Source organism: Micromonospora sp. NPDC049107 (assembly GCF_040648595.1).
In the GTDB taxonomy this organism is placed as follows: Bacteria; Actinomycetota; Actinomycetes; order Mycobacteriales; family Micromonosporaceae; genus Micromonospora.
Genome location: NZ_JBEZEC010000001.1, coordinates 1,098,600 through 1,120,169, shown reverse-complemented (window position 1 = coordinate 1,120,169; position 21,570 = coordinate 1,098,600). Strand labels below are relative to the sequence as shown.

Here is a 21,570-nt window from a genome sequence, read left to right as displayed (position 1 = left end):
AGGGTCGAGGCATGGAAGAGACACAGATGTACGCGAACACCGCACCCGTCGTACCGCTGCCCGAGCCGCTGCCGGCCACCCCGCCGGCGCCCCCGGTCCCGACGGCGACCGGGGGCGGCCGGGGATGGCTGTGGCACCTCGGCGAGATGGCGGTCGCCATGTTCGTCGGGATGCTGCTGCTCGGCCCGCTCTGGGACGCGGCCGGCACCGTGCTCGGGATCGGCGCGACGCTGGGCCGCCCGGAGGTCGCCGCGCTGGTGATGGCCACCAACATGACCATCGGCATGACCGTGTGGATGCGCTACCGAGGACACCACTGGCCCGCATGCGTCGAGATGGCCGCCGCGATGTACGTCCCGTTCCTGCTGCTGTTCGTCCCCTTCTGGACCGGTCTGCTGGACGGTGACGCACTGATGCGCGGCGGACACCTGCTGATGGTGCCGGCCATGGTGCTGGTGGCGCTGCGCCACCAGCACCACACACCGACGGCGGTACGCCACCACCCGGCCGTGGTGGCGCTCGCCCGACGCTGGCCGGCCGGCCTCGCGCTGCTGGTGACCGTCGACATGTGGGTCGACCCGGGCGTGCTCAGCCCGTGGACGATGCTGGTGCTGCCCGGCGGGTACCTGCTGATCGGCCTGGCCCGGCGGACGCTGCGCGGGCCGGGTGTGCTCGCCACCCAACTGGCCGGCCTGGCCGTCTGGGTCGCGCTGACGCTGGCGGCGGTCGCCGTCGGGGGGCGGACCGCGGCGTGGCTCGTGGCGCTGGGGTGGCTGGCACACGCCGGCTGGGACGTCATCCACCACCGCACCGGGCGGGTGGTGCCACGGGGGTACGCCGAGTTCTGCGGGGTGCTCGACGTGGTGCTGGCCGGCGTCATGATCCTGGCCATCCTCACCACGGGTGCCTGACGCGCACGGGGCGCCGGGCGTGTTGTGCCGGTCGGCGCAGCGGCACCGACGGGGTGATGAAAGGCTTGGCACATGAGTTCCGCACCTGCACAGCACGACGCACCGACCGCCAGCGAGCCCGACGTGACCGCGTTCACGGACCTGGGGCTACGCGACGAACTGCTGGGCGCGTTGTCCGCCCTCGGCTACGAGGAGCCGACGCCCATCCAGCGGGAGGCCATCCCACCGCTGATCGAGGGTCGGGACCTGCTGGGTCAGGCCGCCACCGGCACCGGCAAGACGGCGGCGTTCGCGCTGCCGCTGCTGCACCGGATGCCGGCCCACCGCGACGGCGGGGACCCGGTGGCGCTGGTGCTGGTGCCGACCCGGGAACTGGCGGTGCAGGTGTCCGAGGCGTTCCACCGGTACGGCAAGGACCTGGGCGCACGGGTGCTGCCGATCTACGGCGGGCAGCCGATCGGCCGGCAGTTGCGGGCGCTCGACAGCGGCGTCGACGTGGTCGTGGCCACCCCCGGGCGCGCGCTGGACCACATCGCCCGGGGCACCCTGCGCCTGAGCGGCCTGGCCACCGTCGTGCTGGACGAAGCCGACGAGATGCTCGACATGGGCTTCGCCGAGGACATCGAGGCGATCCTGGAGCACGCACCCGCCGAGCGGCAGACGGTGCTCTTCTCGGCCACCATGCCGTCGCGGATCGACGGGATGGCGCGCCAGCACCTGACCGAGCCGGTACGCATCGAGATCGGCCGGGAGCAGCCGGTGGCGGGCGAGGCGCCCCGGGTCCGGCAGAGCGCGTACATCGTGACCCGCGCGCACAAGCCGGCCGCGCTGGGCCGGGTCCTCGACGTGGAGTCGCCCACGGCGGCGATCGTGTTCTGCCGCAGCCGCGAGGAGGTGGACCGGCTCACCGAGACGATGAACGGCCGGGGTTACCGCTCCGAGGCGCTGCACGGTGGGATGAGCCAGGAACAGCGGGACCGGGTGATGGGCCGGCTGCGGGCCGGCACGGCGGATCTGCTGGTGGCGACCGACGTGGCGGCCCGTGGGCTGGACGTCGAACAGCTCACCCACGTGGTCAACTACGACGTGCCGTCGGCGCCCGAGTCGTACGTGCACCGCATCGGTCGGGTGGGTCGGGCCGGACGCGAGGGCGTGGCGATCACCCTCGCCGAGCCGCGCGAGCACCGGATGCTCAAGACCATCGAGCGGGTGACCGGCCAGCGGATCACCATCGACAAGATCCCGACCGTGGCGGACATGCGGACCCGCCGGCTGGAGCTGACGCAGGCGGCGCTGCGCGAGAGCCTGCTGGAGGACGACCTCGACCCGTACCGGGTGATCGTGGAGACGCTGACCGACGAGTTCGACCTGATGGAGGTCGCCCTCGCCGCCGTGAAGCTGGCCCACGAGGTGACGTCGCCGGGCTCCGACGACGAGGAGGAGATTCCGCAGGTTCCGGTCCGCGCCCCGCGCGAGGGTCGCCCGGAGTTCGGTGGGCGGGGCGGCGATCGGCGCGGTGGCGGCCGGCCGCGCGTCGGCGGCAACACCGTCCAGGTCTTCGTCGGCCTGGGCCGGCGGGCCGGCGTACGCCCCCAGGACCTGGTCGGCGCCATCACCGGCGAGACCGGCATCCGGGGCCGGGACATCGGCTCGATCGAGATCGCGGACCGGTTCTCCCTGGTCGAGGTGCCGCAGGGCGTCGCCGATGAGGTGATCTCCGGGTTGCGCCAGAGCACGATCAAGGGCCGCAAGGCGACCGTGCGCCGCGACCGCGGACGCGACGAGCGCTGAGCTGAGCCGTCGGCGACCGCCTGGGTACGGCGGTCGCCGACGGGCCCTCACAAGGAGTACGGGCCGAAGCGTCCCCACGCCACCACGGCGGCGAGGACGAGCAGCACCGCGCAGGTGATCGCGCCCTGGATCTCCAGCCGACGCTCGGCCGCCGTGTCGCGCTTCTTCCGGTCGCGCAGGTGCACGAGGATGCCGCCGATCATGACGATGACCAGCCCGACGGCGGCCAGCGGCGTGAGGACGGTGGCGATGCCGGTGAACGCGGGCAGCACGAGCCCGAGGGCGGCGGCCACCTCGACCGCGCCGAGGGCCTTGACCTGCGACGGCGGGACCGGGTCCACCCACCGCATCATCTCGCGCAGCTTGTCCTTCGGTTGGGTCAGCTTGGCCAGGCCGGCGCCGGCGAAGACGACAGCGAGCAGGATCTGGATGATCCCGAGCACGAGATTCACGGGGTTACCTCCGGGGGCACCGCCTCGCGGCGGAGAGGTGGTCGACGCTTCGAGCGGAACACTAGCCTTCGATGCGTGGACGCCGATGACCCCCGCCGTCGACGGACGGCGGGGGTCACCGTGGTGGACTGTCAGACCGTGAAGAGCGCCGGTCCGTCCAGCGCCTGGACGTCGGCCGGGCGCAGCGCCAGCGCGAGCACGTCGGCCACGTCGGCCAGGGTGTGCACGGTCAGCGCCTCGCGCACCTCGGCCGGCAGGTCGTCCAGGTCCGGCTCGTTGCGCGCCGGGATGATCACCTCGGTGAGGCCGGCCCGGTGCGCGGCGAGCAGCTTCTGCTTCACCCCGCCGATCGGCAGCACCCGACCGGAGAGGGTCACCTCACCGGTCATCCCGAACTCGGGACGGACCGGGCGGCCGGTGACCAGCGACGCCAGGGCCGTCACCATGGTGATGCCGGCGCTCGGGCCGTCCTTGGGCACCGCGCCCGCCGGGAAGTGGACGTGGATCCGCCGCCCGGCCAGGGCGTTCGGGTCGATGCCGAGCCGTCGCCCGTTGGAGCGCAGGTACGACAGCGCGATCTGCGCCGACTCCTTCATCACGTCACCGAGTTGACCGGTCAGGGTCAGTCCCGGCTCGCCCTCCATGCTCGTCGCCTCGATGAAGAGGACGTCGCCGCCGGCGCCGGTCACCGCGAGCCCGGTGGCGACACCGGGAACCGCCGTACGCTCGGCCGACTCCGGGGTGAACTTCGGCCGCCCCAGATAGCCGCTGAGGTTGTCGGTGTCGACGCGTACCGGCGACGGGTCGGTCGCCAGCGTCACCGTCACCTTGCGCAGGATCTTGGCCAGGGCCCGTTCGAGCTGCCGGACACCGGCCTCGCGGGTGTACTCCCCCGCGATCAGCGCGAGCGCCGCGTCGGCGACGGTCACCTCGTCGTCGGTCAGCCCGGCCCGCTCCCGCTGCCGGGGCAGCAGGTGGTCGCGGGCGATGGAGACCTTCTCGTCCTCGGTGTACCCGTCCAGCATGACCAACTCCATCCGGTCCAGCAGCGGGCCGGGGATGGACTCCACCACGTTGGCGGTGGCGAGGAAGAGCACGTCGGACAGGTCCAGGTCGACTTCCAGGTAGTGGTCCCGGAAGGTGTGGTTCTGGGCCGGGTCGAGCACCTCCAGCAGGGCGGCGGCCGGATCACCGGCGTAGCCGGCGGCCAGCTTGTCCACCTCGTCGAGGAGCACGACCGGGTTCATCGAGCCGGCTTCGCGCAGGGCCCGGACGATCCGACCGGGCAGCGCGCCCACGTAGGTGCGCCGGTGACCGCGGATCTCCGCCTCGTCGCGGACGCCGCCGAGCGACACCCGGACGAAGTTACGCCCGAGGGCCCGCGCCACGGACTCGCCGAGGCTGGTCTTGCCGACCCCGGGAGGGCCGGCGAGGGCGAGCACCGCGCCGGAGCCTCGACCGCCGACCACGCCGAGGTTGCGCTCGGCACGCCGGTTCCGCACGGCCAGGTACTCCAGGATGCGGTCCTTCACGTCGGACAGACCGGCGTGGTCGGCGTCGAGCACCTCCCGGGCCGCGGCCAGGTCGGTGTTGTCCTGGGTACGCGTGCTCCACGGCATCTCGAGCACGGTGTCCAGCCAGGTACGGATCCAGCCCGCCTCCGGGGAGGCGTCACTGGCCCGCTCGAGCTTGCCGACCTCGCGCAGGGCCGCCTCGCGGACCTTGTCGGGCAGCTCGGCGCTCTCCACCCGGGAGCGGTAGTCGGCGGAGCCGTCCGGCTCGTCCTCGCCCAGTTCCTTGCGGATCGCGGCGAGCTGCTGGCGCAGCAGGAACTCCCGCTGCGACTTCTCCAGGCCCTCGCGGACGTCGCTGTTGATCTGCTCGGTGACCTCCTGCTCGGCCAGGTAGTCCTTCACCCAGCCGACCAGCAGCTCCAGCCGGGCGGTGACGTCCGGCGCGGCGAGCAGTTCGGTCTTCTGCTCCAGGGTCAACCACGGCGCGTAGCCCGCCGAGTCGGCCAGCTCGGAGAGGTCGGTCATCCGCTCCACGGCGTCGATGACCTGCCAGGCGCCCCGCTGCTGGAGCACGGAGGTGACCAGGGCGCGGTACTCGCGGGCGAGCTCACGTGCGCGGCCGGCGGGAGCGGGTTCGTCGAGTTCGGTCGCCTCGACCCAGAGCGCCGCGCCGGGACCGGGCACGCCGGAGCCGATGCGCGCGCGGGACAGGCCACGGACGACGGCGGCGGGCTCACCGTCGGGGAGCCGGCCGACCTTCTCGATGGTGGCGACCACGCCGATCGGGCCGTACTCGCCGTCGATCCGCGGGACGGCCAGCAGCTTGCGGTCGCCGGTTGTCCGCGCCGCGTCGATGGCGGCCTGGGTGGTCGGGTCGAGGGTCACCGGGATGACCATGCCGGGCAGCAGCACGGCGTCGGTCAGGGGCAGTACCGGAAGAGTTGCCATCGAACACCTGCTATCCATTGAGTTGAGCGTGTCTCACTCAAGTAACAAAGCGTTCCCCTTGTTCCGGCGTGTGACCCAGGCCACTGTCCGGAGCCCGGCGGCGAGCCGGCAGCAGCAGCTCGCGAACCGCCAGGCCGCCCCCGGCCAGCGCTACGGCCACGGGGATGGCCAGGCTGGTCAGCGCCAGCGCGAGGACCACCCGGGCAGGCAGTCCGACTCCGACGGCGAGCGCGGTCAGCACTGTGCAGACGGCCAACTTCACCCGGGTACGCGACAGCGGGACCGCTGCGGACTCGCGGGCGGGCGCGACGACAGACATGCGCTTCTCCTCGTCTTCTCCGGTGAGCGGGCGGTCTCGTCGGGCCGCCCGTGCGGGACCCGGACGACCCGACGGGACAAGCTCAGGTGAGCCTGCTCTTGACGGTGTTCACGACGCCGCCGGCCGGGTCCGGGTTGGTGCCGTAGAGCCGCGGGTCACCGGGCGGCAGCACCGGCTCGGGGGCGTTCGCGCGCGGGTTGTCGTCGTACCGGAACTCGCCCCTGCCGTCCGGCGCGGGCCCGGACGCCCACCGCCGCTGGGCGGCGTCGACGCCCGAGGAGAAGCCCAGGTAGGTGTAGCCGAACTCGTCGGTGAACTCCGCCGAGTCCGGAAAGGCCTCCGGCACCGGCATCTCCTCCAGGCCGTCCTCCTTGAGCTGCTCGATGGCCGCCAGCCAGATGTTCTGGTGCATGGTGTCGCGGGCCAGCAGGAAGCGCAGCATCTGCTTGACCCCGGGATCGTCGGTCATGTTGAACAGCCGGGCGACCTGCAACCGGCCCTGCGCCTCGGCGGTGACGTTGAGCTGGAAGTCGGCCAGGAGGTTGCCGCTCGCGGTGACGTACGAGCCGTTCCAGGGCACCCCGCTGGCGTCGACGGGCAGCGCCCCGCCCCCGCCGTGGATGAAGTGCGCCGGGTTTGACCCGGCGTAGACCGCCCCGCCCCCGGGGTTGTCCGCGACGGCCTCCGACAGCGCCAGCGGGGCGCTGTCCAGCAACCGGCTGATCATTGTCACGATCATCTCGACGTGGCCGACCTCCTCGGTGCCGACGTCGAGCAGCAGGTCCTTGTACTTACCGGGGAGTCGGCAGTTCCAGCCCTGGAAGAGGTACTGGTTGGCGACGGTCATCTCGCCCCACTTGCCACCCAGCACCTCCTGCAGACGGCGGGCGAACGCGGCGTCCGGAGCGTCCGGCTTGGCCTCGAACTGCAGGTCCTTGACGTGGCTGAACATCCGACCTCCTCGGCACCGGGTTGCTGGCGCCAAGGACGATTCCCATCCCGCTGACCCGGCCGGGCCAATGCGTGTCCCGCACGGGTCAGCGCAGCGGTCCGACCGCCGGCAGCAGCACCTCCAGCGCCACGCCCCGCGGGCGCAACCGGTGCGCCCGCAGCGCTCCCCCGTCGGCGGCCACCAGGTGCCGCACGATCCACAACCCCAGCCCGGACATGCCGACCACGGGGGCCGGACGGCGCAGCGCCACCAGCAGCCCGTCGTCCACCCGCCCCTCATTGGTGACCACGATGCTCAGGCCGGGGCCGCGCAGCGCGGCGTAGAGCCCGACCCGCCCGTTCGCCGGCCCGTGCCGCAGCGCGTTCTCCACCAGGTTTCCCAGCACCTGCCGGGTGCGGCCGGCCGGTACCGGCCAGCAGGCCGCCCGTCGGGTGGCGCGGACCCGACGCCGGCCCGCCGGCACGAACGCGGCCGCCTCACGCAGGAGGCCGGCCAGGGGCACGGTCGCTTCCGGTTGGGCCACCGGCGTCAGCGCGCCGGCGCCGGCCGTCGCGTCGCGGAGCAGGCCCTGCAGATGGACGGCCTGGTCGCGGGCCAGCGCGATGACCGCCCGCCGGTCCGCGCCGGTCAGCGGCCGGTGGTCATCGGCCAGCGCCCGGGTCAACGACGTCAGCGCGCTGACCGGGGTACGGAACTCGTGACACAACACCCGCAGCAGCAGGTCCGCGTCGACCTCCGGTGGGATGCCCGGTCCGGACCCGGCGCGTCGCAATCCTCGCAACCGGCCCTGCCACACCTGGCGTGCGCGCATCCATCCGACTCCCCCCGATCGGTGCATACCCGCATGATCGGTACCCGCTGGGGAACGGCCCAGACATGCCGGACGCCCCCAACCTCAGACTCGCTGTCGTGGACGATCACCCCCTGTTCGTCCGTGGCTTGGAGCTGCTGCTTCCGGTGACCACCGACGGACGCGCCGAGGTGGTCGGCTCGACCGGCGACGCCGCCGCGGCGGCGGGCATGATCAGTCGTTGCCATCCCGACCTCGCGCTGGTCGACCTGCACATGCCACCACCCGGCGGCGTCCGGGCGGTGGCCGCCATCCGGCGGACCACCCCCCGCGTACGGGTGGTCGCCATGTCCGGCTCGACCGACCCAGCGCCCGCACTGGAGGCGCTGCGGGCCGGCGCGGAGGGATTTCTGCCGAAGACCAGCGAACCGGAGGAGCTGCTACCCCCGCTGCTGGCCATCCTCGACGGCTGGGCAGTCCTGCCGGCGGAACTGCTGCGCGCCCTCCTCGGACCCGCCCGGACGGCGTCCGTCGACCTCGACGCCGAGGAGCGCCGTCTGCTGCGGGCGATCGCGATCGGGCGCAGCACCGTCGACATCGCCGAGGAACTGCACGTGTCGGAACGGACGGTGAAACGAATGACCGCCGCTCTGCTGCGCAAGCTGCGGGTCGCCAACCGGGCGGAGGCGGCGGCGGTCGCCGGCCACGCCGGTCTGCTCACCGATTGACACCGCACCGGGACCTGCGATTACGGCCAGTTCGCTGTTTTGTGGCCCACTCAATCGCGACGCGCCGAAATGAATGGCACGCACATTGTTGCGGATTCCCCGGGTGATAGGTCAGACTTTGGAAACATCCCGCCACACACAGGGAGTAATCGGCAATGGCGAGAAAAGTAATCACGGTGCTGACCGACGACCTCGACGGCGGGAAGGCCGATCGGACGGTCGAGTTCAGTCTCGACGGCGTCGCGTACACCATCGACGTCTCGGACGAGAATGCGGGTGTCCTGCGTAAGGCGCTGGACCCATACATCAATGCGGGCCGGCGGATCGGCCGAGGCCCGGCGGAGAACGCGCGGGCAGTTCGGCGGCCGGGGCGACCCACCGGCGCGGGAATGGACCGCGAACAAAACCGGGCGATCCGGGAATGGGCCGTCAAGAACGGCTACAAGATTTCCGAGCGGGGCCGGATCCCGGTCGAGGTCGTCGAGGCGTACAAGAACCGCTGACGCACGGCACAGCGACGGGGTCCCGCCAAAACGGCGGGACCCCGTCGCTGTGTGCGCGGCCGGCCACCCGGGGTGCTGTCCACCCGGGTGGCCGGCCGCTCATCGACCGGTCAGTTGACGGTGACGCGGATCGAGTCGAACGCCGGGGTCTGGTTGGCCCGCTCCATCATGGGCAGACGGTGCGAGCCGTCACCGGCCCAGACCGAGCACTGCGCGGTGCCCGACTCCGGCAGACCCGGGATCTGGATGGTCACCTCGTCCGGCTGGGCGCCACCGCGGCCGTCCTCGGTGGCGACGAAGAACGCCGGCACCTCCTGCGGCTCGGGCGGCGCGGTCAGGCTGTCCAGCATCCGGCAGGCGGTGTGGAAGTGACCCCGGACCAGGCCCTGGGCGTTGAGCAGCGAGCTCTCCACGTAGTAGCCACCCTGGCCGGCCGCCAGGAACCGGTCCCGGACCAGGTTCTTGGTGCTGACCCGCAGGGTGAAGGGCTGGTTGCGGCCGACCTGCTGCGGGAACTGGGTGATCAGCAGCGACGGGTTGTTGGCGGCGGCGCCGACCTCACCGAACTCGGTGCTCACGCAACGGTTGCCGAGCTGGAAACCGTTGTGCGGCTCCAACTTGCTCTCGTCGCAGTTGTTGGCCAGCACACCGAGGCCAGCGCCGGGAGCGTTGCCGCCGTTGTTGCCACCGCCGGTGTTCCCACCGCCGTTGTTCCCACCGCCGTTGTTGCCACCGCCGGTGTTCCCACCGTTGTTGGTACCGCCGCCGGTGTTCCCACCATTGTTGCCGCCACCGTTGTTGTTACCGGTCGGCTGCACCTGACACTGGGCGAGTTGCGCCAGGCCCTGCGGGCGGGGCCCGACCCGGTCGATGGCGGTCGTGATGCGGTCCAGCACCGCCTTACGCTTGTCGGCCAACGGCCGCAGAATCGCGTTGTCGATGAACGCCTTACCCTTGTTGCCCTCGGCGGCGAGCCGGCGGTCGGCCTCGGCGATCTGGGTCTGCAACTGCGCGAGGTTACGGTCGACCTCGGCACGCGCCCGCTCCGGCACCTGCGGCAGCTTGGACAGAACATCCGGACAGGCGATGGCCGAGCCGGTGCCGACCGTGCCGTCCTTACCGTCCTCGCACTCCGCGACCGACTCCTGACCGTCACCCCAGTGGTTGCGCACCCACCGACCGTTCTGCCACGTACGGCTGGTCGAGGTGCCGCTCGGCGCGGTCGAGCCGGGGCTCGGTTCCACGCATTGCCCGGCGACGGGCCGGGGCTTGTTCGTCCGCCGGTCCTGGGCCGACGAAATCTGGGTGACGGCGACTACTCCACCGAAGACCACCAGCGTGCCGACAACGGCCAGCAGACGCTTGCTCCGCGCGATGCCGGGTGACCGGCGCGCCCGAGTGGACCTGCGCATCGAATTGCTCTCCTTCTCGATCCGGTAGTGGATTCCTGCCCTCGGCGGACCGACGGATGTGAGATGGCACGCCACGGTGGCGGCCACCGCGACCTACCCGGTAACGTGTCGACGGCCGACGATGCCCTTTCCGCACCGTCGCCCGCGCCCGATCGACGCGGTTGGGGAGATCCTCTTCATTCGCGCAGGAGTACGGGACGGCGACGGGGAAGGTTCAACCACCCCACAGAAAAATGCTCGGCACCCGAACGGATCGGGAGCCGAGCGGTCTTGGGCAGCGGAGAGTCGCGGTCAGTCCACGCAGAGGTGATCGAAGGCGAAACCGCCCACCAGCTCGTCGCGGCGGCGGCTCAGCGCGGCGATCTCGGCGGTGAGGTCCGCACGCGCGAGCAGGCCCGGGTCCGCCGACCGGGCGACGCGCAGCCGCTCACCGATCGCGACGGCCGCCAGGTCCTCGGCCAGGCGGGCCTCGTCGACACCGCACGAGAATCGCTGCGCGGTGATCGACACTCGCTCGACGAGGCAGCCGTCCAGGCGCGGCTGGACCCAGCTCCATCCCTGCGCCGGACCCTCGATCCAGCGCACGTGCAGCCCGCGCACGATCGGGTCGGCGAGCTGCCCGGCCACGTACGCCTCGACGGCCGCCGCCCGGGTCAACGCGCCGAGGTCGTTCACCGGGCCGGTCCGCCCGTCGGGCAGCCGACCGAGGATGTCGCGGAAACCCACCGGGGCGGGCTCGTCCCCGGTGCCGCCCGCCGCGTAGGCGCGCGCGTCGAGCACGTACTCGATCAGACGCCGGCCATGCTCGGCGGCCCGCAACGTCGGCGAACCGATGCGCAGCACGGGCAGGCCGACGGCCGCGCCCACGGCGTCGGCGAGCCGCTCGGCGCGCTGCTCGGCCGACCCGGGCAGCGGGACCGGTCCGATCGTCACGGCGACGACCGGCCGCTGGGTGTCGGGCGCGCAGACCACGAGGTCGAACGCCGTTCGGCTGGCCGAGCCCCACTGGCTGCCGGTCACACCCGGCGGACGCCCCTGCACCAGTTCGCTGAGCCGACGCGTCCCGTACACCCGGTGGCCGGCGCGGCTGAACAGCGCGTCGCGTCCACCATCGGCGGGCAACGCCCGCAGCCAGCCGCGCTCGTCGGTGCTCGTCATCTGCCTGATCCATCCGCCGGTCGGTCGAACCGCGCCGAGTCTAGGCGGTCGATCACCCGTTCCGGTGGCGCGGCCCGCCGGCCGCCGCGCTAGCGGCAGACGGCCGTGACGACGACGGGCGCCTGCGGCAGGGTCGGCGGGTGGCAGCCCCCGGGCGTTGTCGGCCGCCACGCCGCCGCGACGTTGTAGAACCAGTCGTCCGGCACGTACGCGGCCCATTGGGACAGGTCGTTGCCGCCGTTCAGGCCACTGGCCAGCGCCACGCTCCGGGAACCGCTTCGGAGCGCGGCCAGCAACTGCTGCATGCCGACCGTCGGATAGCCGAGCGCGGCGCACGCCTGGTCGCCCGAGCGCCAGCACGTCCAGGCCAGTGCCGGGTCGGCGATGGCCCGATCCGGGTACGGGGCCGTGAACAGGTCGAACACCACCGTCTCATCGAAGATGGCCTGACCGACGCTCTGCCAGAACTCGATCGCGTACGCGGCGTCCGGCATCGGCTTGGCGCAGACGGCGCGTTCGTCCCGGCAGGTCGCCCCCGGCCCGGTGTAGCGGCCGTGGCTCCAGGCGAGCGCGACGATGGGCGTGATGCCGGCGGTCGTCAACCGTTGTGTGTACGCCACGATCTCCTGCCGGTACGGCTCCCCGCCGTAGCGGGGGTCGACGTACGACAGGCCCAGCCAACAGGCCTCGTTGAGGGGGATGTACACCGCCTGCACGCCGCGTGCGGCGAGCCCGGCCACGGCGGTGGCGTCGACCGGGCCGTCCCAGATGCCGCGCCCCTGCACGCAACGGGCCTCCGCTCCGGTGCGCGCGAGCGGCGTCAGGCGTCGGGGCGCCGCCGTGTCGATGACCGGGGAGATGCCCCAGAGCTGGTCGCGCACCACGCTGACGTACGGCGCCTGCCGCTCCTCGCCCGGTGTCAACACCCGTACGGAAACGCTCCTCTCGCTGCTCAGCGTCGCGCCCTGGTCGTCGTACACCTGGGCATTCACGGTGTAGAGGCCGGCCGGCAGATCACGCCACCGTGCGGTGTACGGCGCGGTGGTGTCGGTGCCGAGCGAGATCCTGTCCGACCAGCTGCCCCAGCCGAAGAACTCGACGCGGGTGATCCGTCGGCCGGGCGCGGCCGTGGCGGCGGCTTCCACGGTGATGGTGGCCGGGGCGAAGAAGTGGTCGCCCTCCTCGGGCTTGATGATCCGCACGGACGGACGGTTCGGGTCGGGGGTGGGGCTGGGCGACCCGCTCGGCCGCGGACTCGGCGAAGTCGGCGGTGGGCTCGACGGGGGCGGAGGCGCGGGCACGGAGGTCGTGCAGGTGACGCCGTTGAGCGTGAATTCCTGCGGCTGGCTGGTCCAGACCACCCCGTGCGTCATGGCATACGGAAAGGACACCGTCTTGTCGGCCGGCAGCGTGACACCGGGCAGGTTACGGATCGTGACCTGCGCGCCGTGCTGTTCCCAGAGCACGCCCTCGACGTTCTTGATCTGCTCGGTCGGGTAGCGCAGCGGGAACCGCAGCGTCCACTCCGCGAGCGGCCGACCGAAACTGTGCACCCTGAGTTCGCCACGCAGCATCGACGAGTACCGGGCGTAGACCAGGAGCTCCGCCGCGCACCCGCTGGCGGCGGAGGCCGGGAGAACCACGGCGAGAGCACCCGTGACGGCGACGAGCGCCACGACAGCCAGCGAGACAACCCGATTTCTCATCAACGACCCCCGTCATCGATATTCGTCACTGGAATCGTCGCCCCGGCCGGTGTCGGACGTCAAGGCGCGCAGGGCTGCGTCGCCACCCCGGGGAAGGGCGTCGACGCCCTTCCCCGCCGCTGGCCGCGCCCGGGTACACGCATGGCGGCCTCCTCAGACGCGTATTACAACCGGGTAGAAGCGCGTGAAGGGGACACGGACCACGCCACGTCGGCAGCCGACTGTGACCTGTATCACACTGCTGTCGCGTTCCAGTCGACCTGCCGGGGTGTATCCAGCGAGGTCGCCCGAAGCGGATCGGCTGGGAGGTCGGAGCATGTCGCGACAGCTGCGGTTCGGCGCCCTCGCCGCGAGCGGGCCGCGTCCCCGCCGACGCGAGGGGGAGCATCCGCGCCGGCCCCGGCACCCGCGACCGGCCGGCGAGCCGACCATCCGCCGTCGACCGACCACCGATCGGGCGGAACGACACCACCGGCTTCCCGGGCGGCCCACCTCCACCCGGGCCACGCCGGCCGGCGACGCGCTGCCTGGCGCCGAACCACCGCGCCGCGACACGGACGCGGCAGCGCAGGTCGGTCGGAGCGCCGTCGCCGCCGCCGGCCGGGTGCCGGGCATCCGCGACGTCCGCCCGGTCACCGTCCGCGTGGACGACCGGACCGTGGGCCTCGACCTCGACCTCATCACCGAGTACGGACACCACCTGCCCGCCGTCGCCGACGCGGTCCGGCGCGCGGTCGCCGACCGGGTGTACGCCGACACCGGCCACACCGTCGTCGCGGTGACGATCACGGTGCGGGATCTCGTGGTGCCCGGCTCGGACGAGGCCACTCTCCGCCCCTCGACCACGCGGGGAGAGCTGACCATGGCGACCGTCAACCGGGCGGCCTCATTCCTGCTCGGTGTGGTCCTGCTCGCCGGCGGCGCCCTGCTGGCCGCGCAGGCGCTGCTGGTGACGCTCGGTGTACCGACGCCGCTGCTCGTCCGCCCCGGCTGGCACGAGGCGCTGACCAGCACCCGCTGGGCCGATCCGGGCGTGCGGGTGGCGGCCGGTGCGGCCGTCCTGCTGGGCCTCGTCGTCCTGGCCGCTCAACTGCGTCGGTGGACGCCGGTCCGGCTGCGGGTCGACGAACGCGACGGCTGGCACCTGCGCCGACGGTGTGTGGAACGTCGACTGACCGAGGCGGTGGACACCGTGCCGGGCGTACGCCGGACGAGAGTGCGCGTCCGACGGCACGGCGACCGGTGGCGCCCCCGGCTGCACGCCACCGGCGACCCCGCGGCCCGCGCCGAGGTCGAGTTCGCCGTGCGCCAGGAGCTGCGCCGGCTCGCCCGCCCGCGCGTCGACCGAGTCGAGATCCGACTGCTGCCCTCCCGGGGACCGGCATGACCGACGCCGCACATCGCCTGCTGTGGACGATCGTCGCGCTGCTGCTGGTGGCCGGTGGGGCGACCGCGCTGACGATCGGCGCCGGCGCGCTGTCGGGCGGCGACCCGGTCCTGCTCGGCGGCGGCCTGGTCGACGCGTGGCGGCTGGCGACGCCCTGGAGCACCCTGGCCGCCGCGGTGGCCGGGCTGCTGACCGCCGTCGCCGGCCAGCGCCTGCTGCACCGGACGGTACGCCGACCCGACCGGCCCCTGCGGGGCATGCTGAGCCACGCCGGGAACCGTCCCGGTCGCACCCGGCTCGCCACCGAGGTGCTCGTACGCGCCCTGGAACGGGACCTGGTCCGGGCGGCCGGGGTACGCCGCGCCCGGGTCGTGCTCACCGGCCCGCCACCGCGACCCGACGTGTGGGTCCAGGTGGACCTGAGCAGCGACGCCCCCGCCGCGCGGGTCCGCGAGCACGTCCACGCCGCCGTCCGCCGGTTCGCCACGACGGCCGGCTGCGCACCCGCGCACCTCGACGTGACGGCCCGGATCGAGCCGGACCGGCCGTGAGCCGAGCGTCCGTACGGGTCAGCGCGCGGCCCGACGGCCGACCACCCCGCCGCGGTGCCACCCGGCCCAGCCGTCAGGGGTCCAAGGTCCCGGGCCGGTGCGGTCCGGTCGGCCCTGCCGCCCCGAGGGGCCGAGGGCGTCCACTGGAGGTGCCACCGGGAAGCGCGGTGCGAGGCTGAGAAGGGACGTGGACACCATGACCACGACGATCGACCGGACCACCGCCGGGACCCCCGCTGCGGCGACCGACACCACCCGAGCAAAGGCCGCCCGGTACGTCCTGGCGGGCACCCGGATGGCGCTCGGCTGGATCTTCCTCTGGGCATTCCTCGACAAGCTGTTCGGCCTCGGCCACGAGACCGAGTCGAAGAACGCCTGGATCAACGGGGGCAGCCCCACCAAGGGCTTCCTCACCTTCGGGGTCGCCGGTCCGTTCAAGGACATGTACACGAACATCGCCGGCGCCGCCTGGGCGGACTGGCTGTTCATGGTCGGCCTCGCCGGGATCGGCGTCGCGCTCCTGCTCGGTGTCGGCATGCGGGTCGCGGCCGTAGCCGGCGGACTGCTGCTGGTCCTCATGTGGACCGCCGTCCTGCCCCCGGAGAACAACCTCTTCATGGACGACCACCTGATCTACGCCGCGGTGCTGGCCGCCCTGGCGCTGGTCAACGCCGGCGACACCTGGGGCCTCGGGAAGGTGTGGGCGAAGCTGCCGATCGTCCGGCAGGCGCCCTGGCTCCGGTGAGCCCCTCCGACGCGGGCGTCACCCTCCGGGGTGACGCCCGCGAACGTGCGCGTGCGCCCGTGGGCCCGTGGGGAACCGTGTCGATCATCCGCAGTCGGTTCACGGGTGTGGCGTACATCGGCCGTCGGCGATCCGGCAGGATCGACGGTGACCGGACACATCACCGCAACACGGCAGGAGATCCCGCATGAACCAGGCAGCAGGCGCCCGATCGGGCAAGCCCGAGGTGGGTCCGATCGAGGGTGCGCCGCCGGCCGACCTCGTGATCGAGGACATCACCGTCGGCGACGGCCCGCAGGCCGAGCCCGGCCAGTTGGTGAGCGTCCACTACGTCGGCGTGTCGCACTCCACGGGCGGCGAGTTCGACTCGTCGTGGAACCGGGGCGAGGCGTTCGAGTTCCCGCTCGGCGGCGGTCAGGTCATCGCCGGCTGGGACCAGGGCGTGGCCGGCATGCGCGTCGGCGGCCGGCGGCGTCTCACCATCCCGCCGCACCTGGGGTACGGCGACCGTGGCGCCGCCGGCGTCATCAAGCCGGGCGAGACGCTGATCTTCATCGTCGACCTGCTCGGCGTGCGCTGACCGACACCTCGCGGGGGTCGTCCGGCTCGACGCCGGGCGGCCCCTTCGCACGTCAGACCCGGGCGACAGCAGGTCGGCGTCAGACGGCCCCGCTGCCTAGCACGTCAGCGCCCCCCGGCCTTCGGTCACGGCGTGTCCAGTCAGACGGCCCCGCGCCTCGGCACCTCAACGGCGCTCGGCCGCTCGGCGCTCGGCCAGGTCAGGGTCAGGGTCAGGCCGCCAGCACCAGGTCACCGGGCGCGGCCGGCGGACGGCGGACGGGCACGGCCAGATCGGCCGGCGCCGCACGACGGGCGGCCTCGACCACCCGGGCGGGCTCGAGGATCGGCATCACCCGGTGCAGGCCGGTGGCGCGCAATACGCGGGCCACCGCCGGCGTCGGATCGACCACGACCAGCTCGCCGCCCCGGGCCCGGACGCGCAGATGCGCGGCCAGCAGGGCCCGCACCCCGGCGGCGGAGAGCAACCGGAGCCCGGACAGCTCGAGCTGGACGACCGGACGCGCCGGCGCGGACCACAGCGCGGACCGGAACACGGCCACGGTGGCGATGTCGACCTCACCGGCCACCCGCACCTGGACCGCCTGGTCACCCACGCTGACCTGCACGTCGATCCGGTCGCTGCGCTCTTCCATGCCCTGAAATCTAGCCCCCACCACCGACAGTTTCGCCCGTCCGGGGAGTGATTCCGGGTACGTCCAGGGTCATCCCCCAGACTTCCCCTCATCCGCCCGAGGGTGGAGGCCAGGGGCGTCGGGGTCGGCCGAACGACCAGGTGGCGCGCCGTACCGGGCACGCCCCGCATCAGCGTCGGAGAATGGGGCGATGGTGATCCCCCGCCCCCGGCCGCCACGGTTGATCCGGCCCGTCCGCGAACCGGCCACCGTTCCGCCTCCGCTTCGCGGCGTGTGGGCGGCCACCGATCGCCGCCTCGACCAGGTCGACCTCCTGCCCCTTCCCGACGGCGCCGTCGGGCCCGAGGACGTGCTCGTGGACCCGTCCGGTCGGGTCGTCAGCGGCGACGAGGACGGCAACCTCTGGTGGTGGCCGGTCGACGCGCCGGCCGGCACCCGGGGACGGCTGCTGGCCGAGACCGGCGGCCGGCCGCTCGGCATCGAGCTGGACCCGTCCGGGGAGGCCCTGGTCGTCTGCGACGCGTACCGCGGGTTGCTACGGGTCACGCCGGACGGAACGGTCCGCGAGCTGACCGGGACGGCGCCGCCCGTGCACCTGGCCAACAACGCGACGGTGGCCCGCGACGGCACCGTCTACTTCACCGACTCGTCGGACCGGTTTCCGGTCTCGCACTGGAAACGGGACCTGCTGGAGCACCGCCCCAACGGCCGGGTGCTGGCCCACCACCCGGGCAGTGGGCGCACCGAGGTCGTGGCCGAGGGGCTGTACTTTCCCAACGGCATCGCCCTGACGCCCGACGAGTCGGCGCTGATGCTGGTGGAGACCACCACCCACCGGCTGCTGCGCGTCGAGCTGAGCGGCGGGGTGCGGGTGCTCGCCGACCTGCCCGCGTACCCGGACAATCTCTGCGCCGTGGGCGACGGCACGTACTGGATCGCCCTGCCCAGCCCCCGCGTGCCCCTCGCCGAACGGCTGCTGCCGCACCCACGGCTGCGCCAGCTCGCCGCGCTGCTGCCCGACGCCATGCAGCCGCAGCCACGCCGCTACGGGCTGGTCGCGCTCGTCGACGGCGAGGGCACGGTCCGTCGTACGCTGCACGGCCCGGCCGGGCACTACCCGATGATCACCGGGGTACGACAGCACGGCGACCACCTCTGGTTGGGCAGCCTCACCGGGTCCGGCGTGGCCCGCGTACCCCTGGGGTGACGAGCCTGGCCCGCGCCCGACGCCCCCGGGCGGCGGCCGGCCCCGACGGCGGCGGTCCCCGCCCCCGCGAAGGCGAGCGGGCCGGCCCACCGCGTGGGTGGACCGGCCCGAAGGGTGTCTGTCAGCGGCCGCTCACCGAGGGCGCCGGGGCGGGCGACCCGCCGGCGACCGCCCCCGGATGCGCCGGGGCGGCCGGCGCGGGCTTGAGCCCCGGAGGCACCGGCAACGCGCTGCCCCGGACGAACTCGTCCCAGCTCACGTTCCACGCCGTCCAGCCGTTGCCGGGCTGCAACTCGACCTCGGTGCCCTTGACGGTGACCAGGTCGCCGACCTGGGTCACGCCCATCAGCCAGTCGGCGGCGGTGGCGGAGACGTTCGCGCAGCCGTGCGAGGTGTTGGTGTAGCCCTGCTCGCCCTCCGACCAGGGCGCCGAGTGGATGAACTCGCCGCCCCAGGTGAGCCGCTGGGCGTCGTCGACGTCGACCACGTAGCCGCCGTTCGGCTCACCCCGGGTGTCGAAGGTGGTCCGCTCGTGCTTCTCCATGATCACCATCTTGCCGCTGGAACTCGGCGTACTCGGCTTGCCCAGGCTGACCGGGATCCGGCGGACCAGCTTGCCGTCGCGCAGCACCGACATCTGCTTCGTGGCGTTGTCGATCTCCAAGGAGACCTGCTTGCCGATCTTCGAGGTGGCGGTCCGCTCGGCGTCCCCCATCAGTTTCTTACCGATCGGCAGCCCCTGCAGACCGGCCCGGACGCTGATCGTCGTCCCGGGTCGCCAGAAATCGGGTGCCCGGTAATAGACCTGACTCCCGTCGTCCAGCCACGACCAGGTGCCCGGCTGCGGCGGATTCGTCTTCACGAACAACCGGCGCTGCACATCCGCCCTGGCCTCTTTCGGAATTGCCGGGTCGAACGCCACCGTTACCGGCATGGCAGTACCGTACGTCCGGTTGCCGACGAAATAGAGCGTGCTGGTCACCTGCGGCTTCGTCGACGTGGCCATCGTGGTGAACGTGGTGGTCCGCGTCGTCGTCGCACCCGAGTCGCCGGTCGCCGTCACCTCCGCGGTGTACGTGCGCCGGGGCTGCAGCGGCGCGCTCGGCACCCAACCCGAGCCATCCTCACGCGGCTCCGCCTTGACCTGCGCGCCCTTGTCGTCGGTGAGTCGGACAGCCGTGACCCGTCCGCCCTTGACCACCGTGCCGACCTCGGCGCTGACCGGGATCTCGCGGGTCTTGTCGCCCGGCGTGACGGTGAGTTCCGGCGGCGCGGCGTGCCGCTTGGCCGGCCCGGCCACCGGGTCCCGACCGATGGTGCACCCGCCCAACACGAGCGGTGCGGCCGCGACAGTTACCGCCAACAGCGTCAATCGCCGCCTAGACGTCATGTTCAGTCCCCCCGTTTTCGGCTTCCCTCACTCATATTCTGGCCGCCTCGACGGGAGCATTCAGGGCATTCGGAGATAATCGCGAGCGCATTTATCGACGCATTTTCCGCCACTGAGCCGCTTGCCGAGAAAGCGCACCACTGCCGGTTGTGGGTGCTCTCCGGCCGCCCGCATGCCCGCCGACCCCAACGTCCGGTCCGACCACGCCGCCGCCACTCCCGCCCCTATCGCCCTAGGTGCACGACTGCCGCAGCAGGCACACGACCGGCCGGACCGGTCTGGCCTGGGCTGGGCTGGGCTGGGCTGGGCTGGGCTGGGCTGGGCTGGGCTGGTCAAGATCCGCACAACTTCCCCGATGTTGCTGCCTCCGGCCGGCGGGAGGCAGCAAGATCCCCGATGTTGCGCGGATCTTGGCAGCCCCACAACTCATGAGCAGCAGCTGAGCCCGCCCGAGGGAGCAAGTCCCGCGCCCCACCCCACCCGGGCGCGCCGATCTTGCACTTTCGGTTGCCGTTATCGGCAGGCAAGTCCGGTATGTCGGCGCAGAAAGTGCAAGATCGGCGCGGCGGGTGCGGGGCGTGGAGTCTGGGGTCGCGCACCTGGTGGGCGGACTTTTGTCAGGTGGAGCGAAACTTCTGCTGATCGTGAGGGAGCTTTGCCTTTGTCCATGGTCAAGGGTAAGGTCGCTTTCCAGATAGAGGGTTGCCCATTCGTCGATCAGCCTGCCTGCCGCCCCTGCCGGGGTCGGCCGCGGTCCGCCCAGAGGGTCGCCGACCGCGGAATAACGCGTCGTCCACACCGTCCACGCCGGAGCACATCTCCGGCCGGTTCGGCGCGTCCCGGTACGGGCAGCCGGTTGACCGCTGCCGACGGCACGCCATCCGTCAGGAAGGAACCACCACCATGGATCACCAGGCCAACCGCTCGGAGTCGACCGGGGCGTCCGAGTCGGTCAGTCGGCGAGGGTTGCTCCGCGCCGCGACCGTCTCCGCCGCCGCTGTCGGCGCTGCCGGGCTTTTCGCCGGCCCGGCCAACGCGGCGCCCGCCGGTGACACCGCCGCCGCAGGTCAGTCCCACGGCCGGCGTCGGGTGCCGGTGGACCGCATCAGCATCCAGCTCTACACCCTGCGCGACCAGCTCGCCGCCGACCTGCCGGGCACCCTCGCCGCCCTGCGTCGCATCGGCTACCGACGGGTGGAGCACGCCGGCTTCGTCGGGCGTACGGCCGCGGAGTTCCGCGCCGCGCTCGACGCCGCCGGGTTGCGGGCCACCTCCGGGCACACCGGTATCCCGCAGCCGTTCGACGCCGCCACCTGGGAACGCGCCCTGGCCGACGCCAACACGCTGGGCTCCAAGAAGATCGTGCACCCGTACTTCGGTCGGGACGCCGAGGGCCGCCCGTACCGGGACCCGGCCATCTACCGGGCCCTGGCCCGGGACCTCAACCAGGCCGGCCGGCTCGCCGAGCGTGCGGGCCTCGACTTCGGCTACCACAACCACCAGTTGGAGTTCGTGCCGCTGACCGACGGCTCGACCGGCTTCGAGATCCTCACCGGGCAGACCGATCCCCGGCTGGTCCACTTCGAGCTGGACCTCTACTGGACCTGGCGGGGAGCGCACGACCCGGTCGACGTGATCCGGGAGAACCGGGGGCGGATCCGTCAGGTGCACGTCAAGGACCTGGACGTCGAGGGTGGCTTCGCCGATCTCGGCAACGGCGTCATCGACTTCGGTCGCATCTTCGCCCACGAGCGCGAGGCGGGCATCGAGGAGTACATCGTGGAGCGCGACGACGCGGGCACCTCGCCGCGGGTGCCGGCCGACGCCCTCGAGACCGCCCGGGTCGGCTTCGACTATCTCGCCTCGCTCCGGTACTGAGCACCGTGAAGGGC

General features: G+C 72.6%; 20 protein-coding genes. 10 read left to right on the top strand and 10 right to left on the bottom strand.

The genetic code is table 11. The annotated features are described in order from the left end of the window. Nucleotides 1-11 precede the first annotated feature (11 nt). Both AB0B55_RS05000 and AB0B55_RS04995 read left to right on the top strand, forming a co-directional pair. Entirely contained in the window at nucleotides 12-911 is a 900-nt protein-coding gene (locus tag AB0B55_RS05000) for a DUF6010 family protein (RefSeq protein WP_357170479.1), read from the top strand. Nucleotides 912-983: 72 nt separating this feature from the next. Continuing rightward, nucleotides 984-2,702 carry a DEAD/DEAH box helicase gene (locus AB0B55_RS04995; RefSeq protein WP_357118938.1) on the top strand — a complete coding sequence of 573 codons (1,719 nt, stop codon included), beginning with the start codon at nucleotides 984-986 and terminating at the stop codon, nucleotides 2,700-2,702. 47 nt (nucleotides 2,703-2,749) lie between these two features. Here AB0B55_RS04995 and AB0B55_RS04990 read toward each other — a convergent pair whose 3' ends face one another. From AB0B55_RS04990 to AB0B55_RS04970, 5 genes are all read right to left on the bottom strand, one after another. Next, a complete protein-coding gene (locus AB0B55_RS04990) occupies nucleotides 2,750-3,154 on the bottom strand; it encodes a DoxX family protein (protein WP_357118941.1) in 405 nt (134 codons plus the stop codon). A 131-nt stretch (nucleotides 3,155-3,285) separates the two neighbouring features. Beyond that, nucleotides 3,286-5,616 (bottom strand): endopeptidase La, encoded by a 2,331-nt coding sequence (lon, locus tag AB0B55_RS04985; protein ID WP_357170476.1) that lies wholly within the window; start codon nucleotides 5,614-5,616, stop codon nucleotides 3,286-3,288. A 37-nt stretch (nucleotides 5,617-5,653) separates the two neighbouring features. Further along, on the bottom strand, nucleotides 5,654-5,935 hold the full coding sequence (locus AB0B55_RS04980; RefSeq protein WP_357170473.1) for a hypothetical protein: 282 nt from the start codon (nucleotides 5,933-5,935) through the stop codon (nucleotides 5,654-5,656). 82 nt (nucleotides 5,936-6,017) lie between these two features. Continuing rightward, a complete protein-coding gene (locus AB0B55_RS04975; protein ID WP_357170470.1) occupies nucleotides 6,018-6,887 on the bottom strand; it encodes a manganese catalase family protein in 870 nt (289 codons plus the stop codon). Nucleotides 6,888-6,972: 85 nt separating this feature from the next. Then, nucleotides 6,973-7,698, bottom strand: coding sequence for a HAMP domain-containing sensor histidine kinase (locus AB0B55_RS04970; RefSeq protein ID WP_357170466.1), 726 nt, complete (start codon nucleotides 7,696-7,698; stop codon nucleotides 6,973-6,975). Nucleotides 7,699-7,796: 98 nt separating this feature from the next. On the opposite strand from AB0B55_RS04970, the gene AB0B55_RS04965 reads away from it, so the two are divergent. Then, nucleotides 7,797-8,405: a response regulator transcription factor gene (locus tag AB0B55_RS04965; protein ID WP_357118955.1), complete on the top strand. Its 609-nt coding sequence runs from the start codon at nucleotides 7,797-7,799 to the stop codon at nucleotides 8,403-8,405. Between the two features lie 155 nt (nucleotides 8,406-8,560). Next, the gene (locus AB0B55_RS04960; protein ID WP_357118958.1) at nucleotides 8,561-8,908 is read left to right on the top strand and encodes an Lsr2 family protein; all 348 of its coding nucleotides are present in this window, start codon (nucleotides 8,561-8,563) and stop codon (nucleotides 8,906-8,908) included. Nucleotides 8,909-9,018: 110 nt separating this feature from the next. On the opposite strand, the gene AB0B55_RS04955 is transcribed toward AB0B55_RS04960, so the two are convergent. The 3 genes from AB0B55_RS04955 to AB0B55_RS04945 all read right to left on the bottom strand — a co-directional run bounded on the left by AB0B55_RS04955 (nucleotide 9,019) and on the right by AB0B55_RS04945 (nucleotide 13,184). After that, a complete protein-coding gene (locus tag AB0B55_RS04955; RefSeq protein ID WP_357170463.1) occupies nucleotides 9,019-10,320 on the bottom strand; it encodes a hypothetical protein in 1,302 nt (433 codons plus the stop codon). 291 nt (nucleotides 10,321-10,611) lie between these two features. After that, nucleotides 10,612-11,478, bottom strand: coding sequence for a hypothetical protein (locus AB0B55_RS04950; protein WP_357118964.1), 867 nt, complete (start codon nucleotides 11,476-11,478; stop codon nucleotides 10,612-10,614). A gap of 89 nt (nucleotides 11,479-11,567) precedes the next feature. Further along, on the bottom strand, nucleotides 11,568-13,184 hold the full coding sequence (locus tag AB0B55_RS04945) for an Ig-like domain-containing protein (protein WP_357170460.1): 1,617 nt from the start codon (nucleotides 13,182-13,184) through the stop codon (nucleotides 11,568-11,570). Nucleotides 13,185-13,500: 316 nt separating this feature from the next. Between AB0B55_RS04945 and AB0B55_RS04940 the strand changes: the two genes are divergently transcribed. The 4 genes from AB0B55_RS04940 to AB0B55_RS04925 all read left to right on the top strand — a co-directional run bounded on the left by AB0B55_RS04940 (nucleotide 13,501) and on the right by AB0B55_RS04925 (nucleotide 16,447). Further along, nucleotides 13,501-14,571 (top strand): Asp23/Gls24 family envelope stress response protein, encoded by a 1,071-nt coding sequence (locus AB0B55_RS04940; protein WP_357170457.1) that lies wholly within the window; start codon nucleotides 13,501-13,503, stop codon nucleotides 14,569-14,571. After that, on the top strand, nucleotides 14,568-15,122 hold the full coding sequence (locus tag AB0B55_RS04935; protein WP_357170453.1) for a hypothetical protein: 555 nt from the start codon (nucleotides 14,568-14,570) through the stop codon (nucleotides 15,120-15,122). Before AB0B55_RS04940 ends, AB0B55_RS04935 begins: the two co-directional genes overlap by 4 nt. Nucleotides 15,123-15,318: 196 nt before the next feature. Continuing rightward, the gene (locus AB0B55_RS04930; RefSeq protein ID WP_357118976.1) at nucleotides 15,319-15,867 is read left to right on the top strand and encodes a hypothetical protein; all 549 of its coding nucleotides are present in this window, start codon (nucleotides 15,319-15,321) and stop codon (nucleotides 15,865-15,867) included. A gap of 187 nt (nucleotides 15,868-16,054) precedes the next feature. Further along, on the top strand, nucleotides 16,055-16,447 hold the full coding sequence (locus AB0B55_RS04925) for an FKBP-type peptidyl-prolyl cis-trans isomerase (protein WP_357118979.1): 393 nt from the start codon (nucleotides 16,055-16,057) through the stop codon (nucleotides 16,445-16,447). A gap of 211 nt (nucleotides 16,448-16,658) precedes the next feature. On the opposite strand, the gene AB0B55_RS04920 is transcribed toward AB0B55_RS04925, so the two are convergent. Continuing rightward, nucleotides 16,659-17,081 carry an STAS domain-containing protein gene (locus AB0B55_RS04920; protein WP_357170451.1) on the bottom strand — a complete coding sequence of 141 codons (423 nt, stop codon included), beginning with the start codon at nucleotides 17,079-17,081 and terminating at the stop codon, nucleotides 16,659-16,661. A gap of 190 nt (nucleotides 17,082-17,271) precedes the next feature. On the opposite strand from AB0B55_RS04920, the gene AB0B55_RS04915 reads away from it, so the two are divergent. Next, the gene (locus AB0B55_RS04915) at nucleotides 17,272-18,288 is read left to right on the top strand and encodes an SMP-30/gluconolactonase/LRE family protein (RefSeq protein ID WP_357170448.1); all 1,017 of its coding nucleotides are present in this window, start codon (nucleotides 17,272-17,274) and stop codon (nucleotides 18,286-18,288) included. 121 nt (nucleotides 18,289-18,409) lie between these two features. Here the strand turns inward: AB0B55_RS04915 and AB0B55_RS04910 are convergent, their stop codons facing one another. Beyond that, entirely contained in the window at nucleotides 18,410-19,678 is a 1,269-nt protein-coding gene (locus AB0B55_RS04910) for an Ig-like domain-containing protein (RefSeq protein ID WP_357118988.1), read from the bottom strand. A 903-nt stretch (nucleotides 19,679-20,581) separates the two neighbouring features. Between AB0B55_RS04910 and AB0B55_RS04905 the strand changes: the two genes are divergently transcribed. Continuing rightward, nucleotides 20,582-21,556 (top strand): sugar phosphate isomerase/epimerase, encoded by a 975-nt coding sequence (locus tag AB0B55_RS04905; protein ID WP_357170445.1) that lies wholly within the window; start codon nucleotides 20,582-20,584, stop codon nucleotides 21,554-21,556. Nucleotides 21,557-21,570 lie beyond the last annotated feature (14 nt).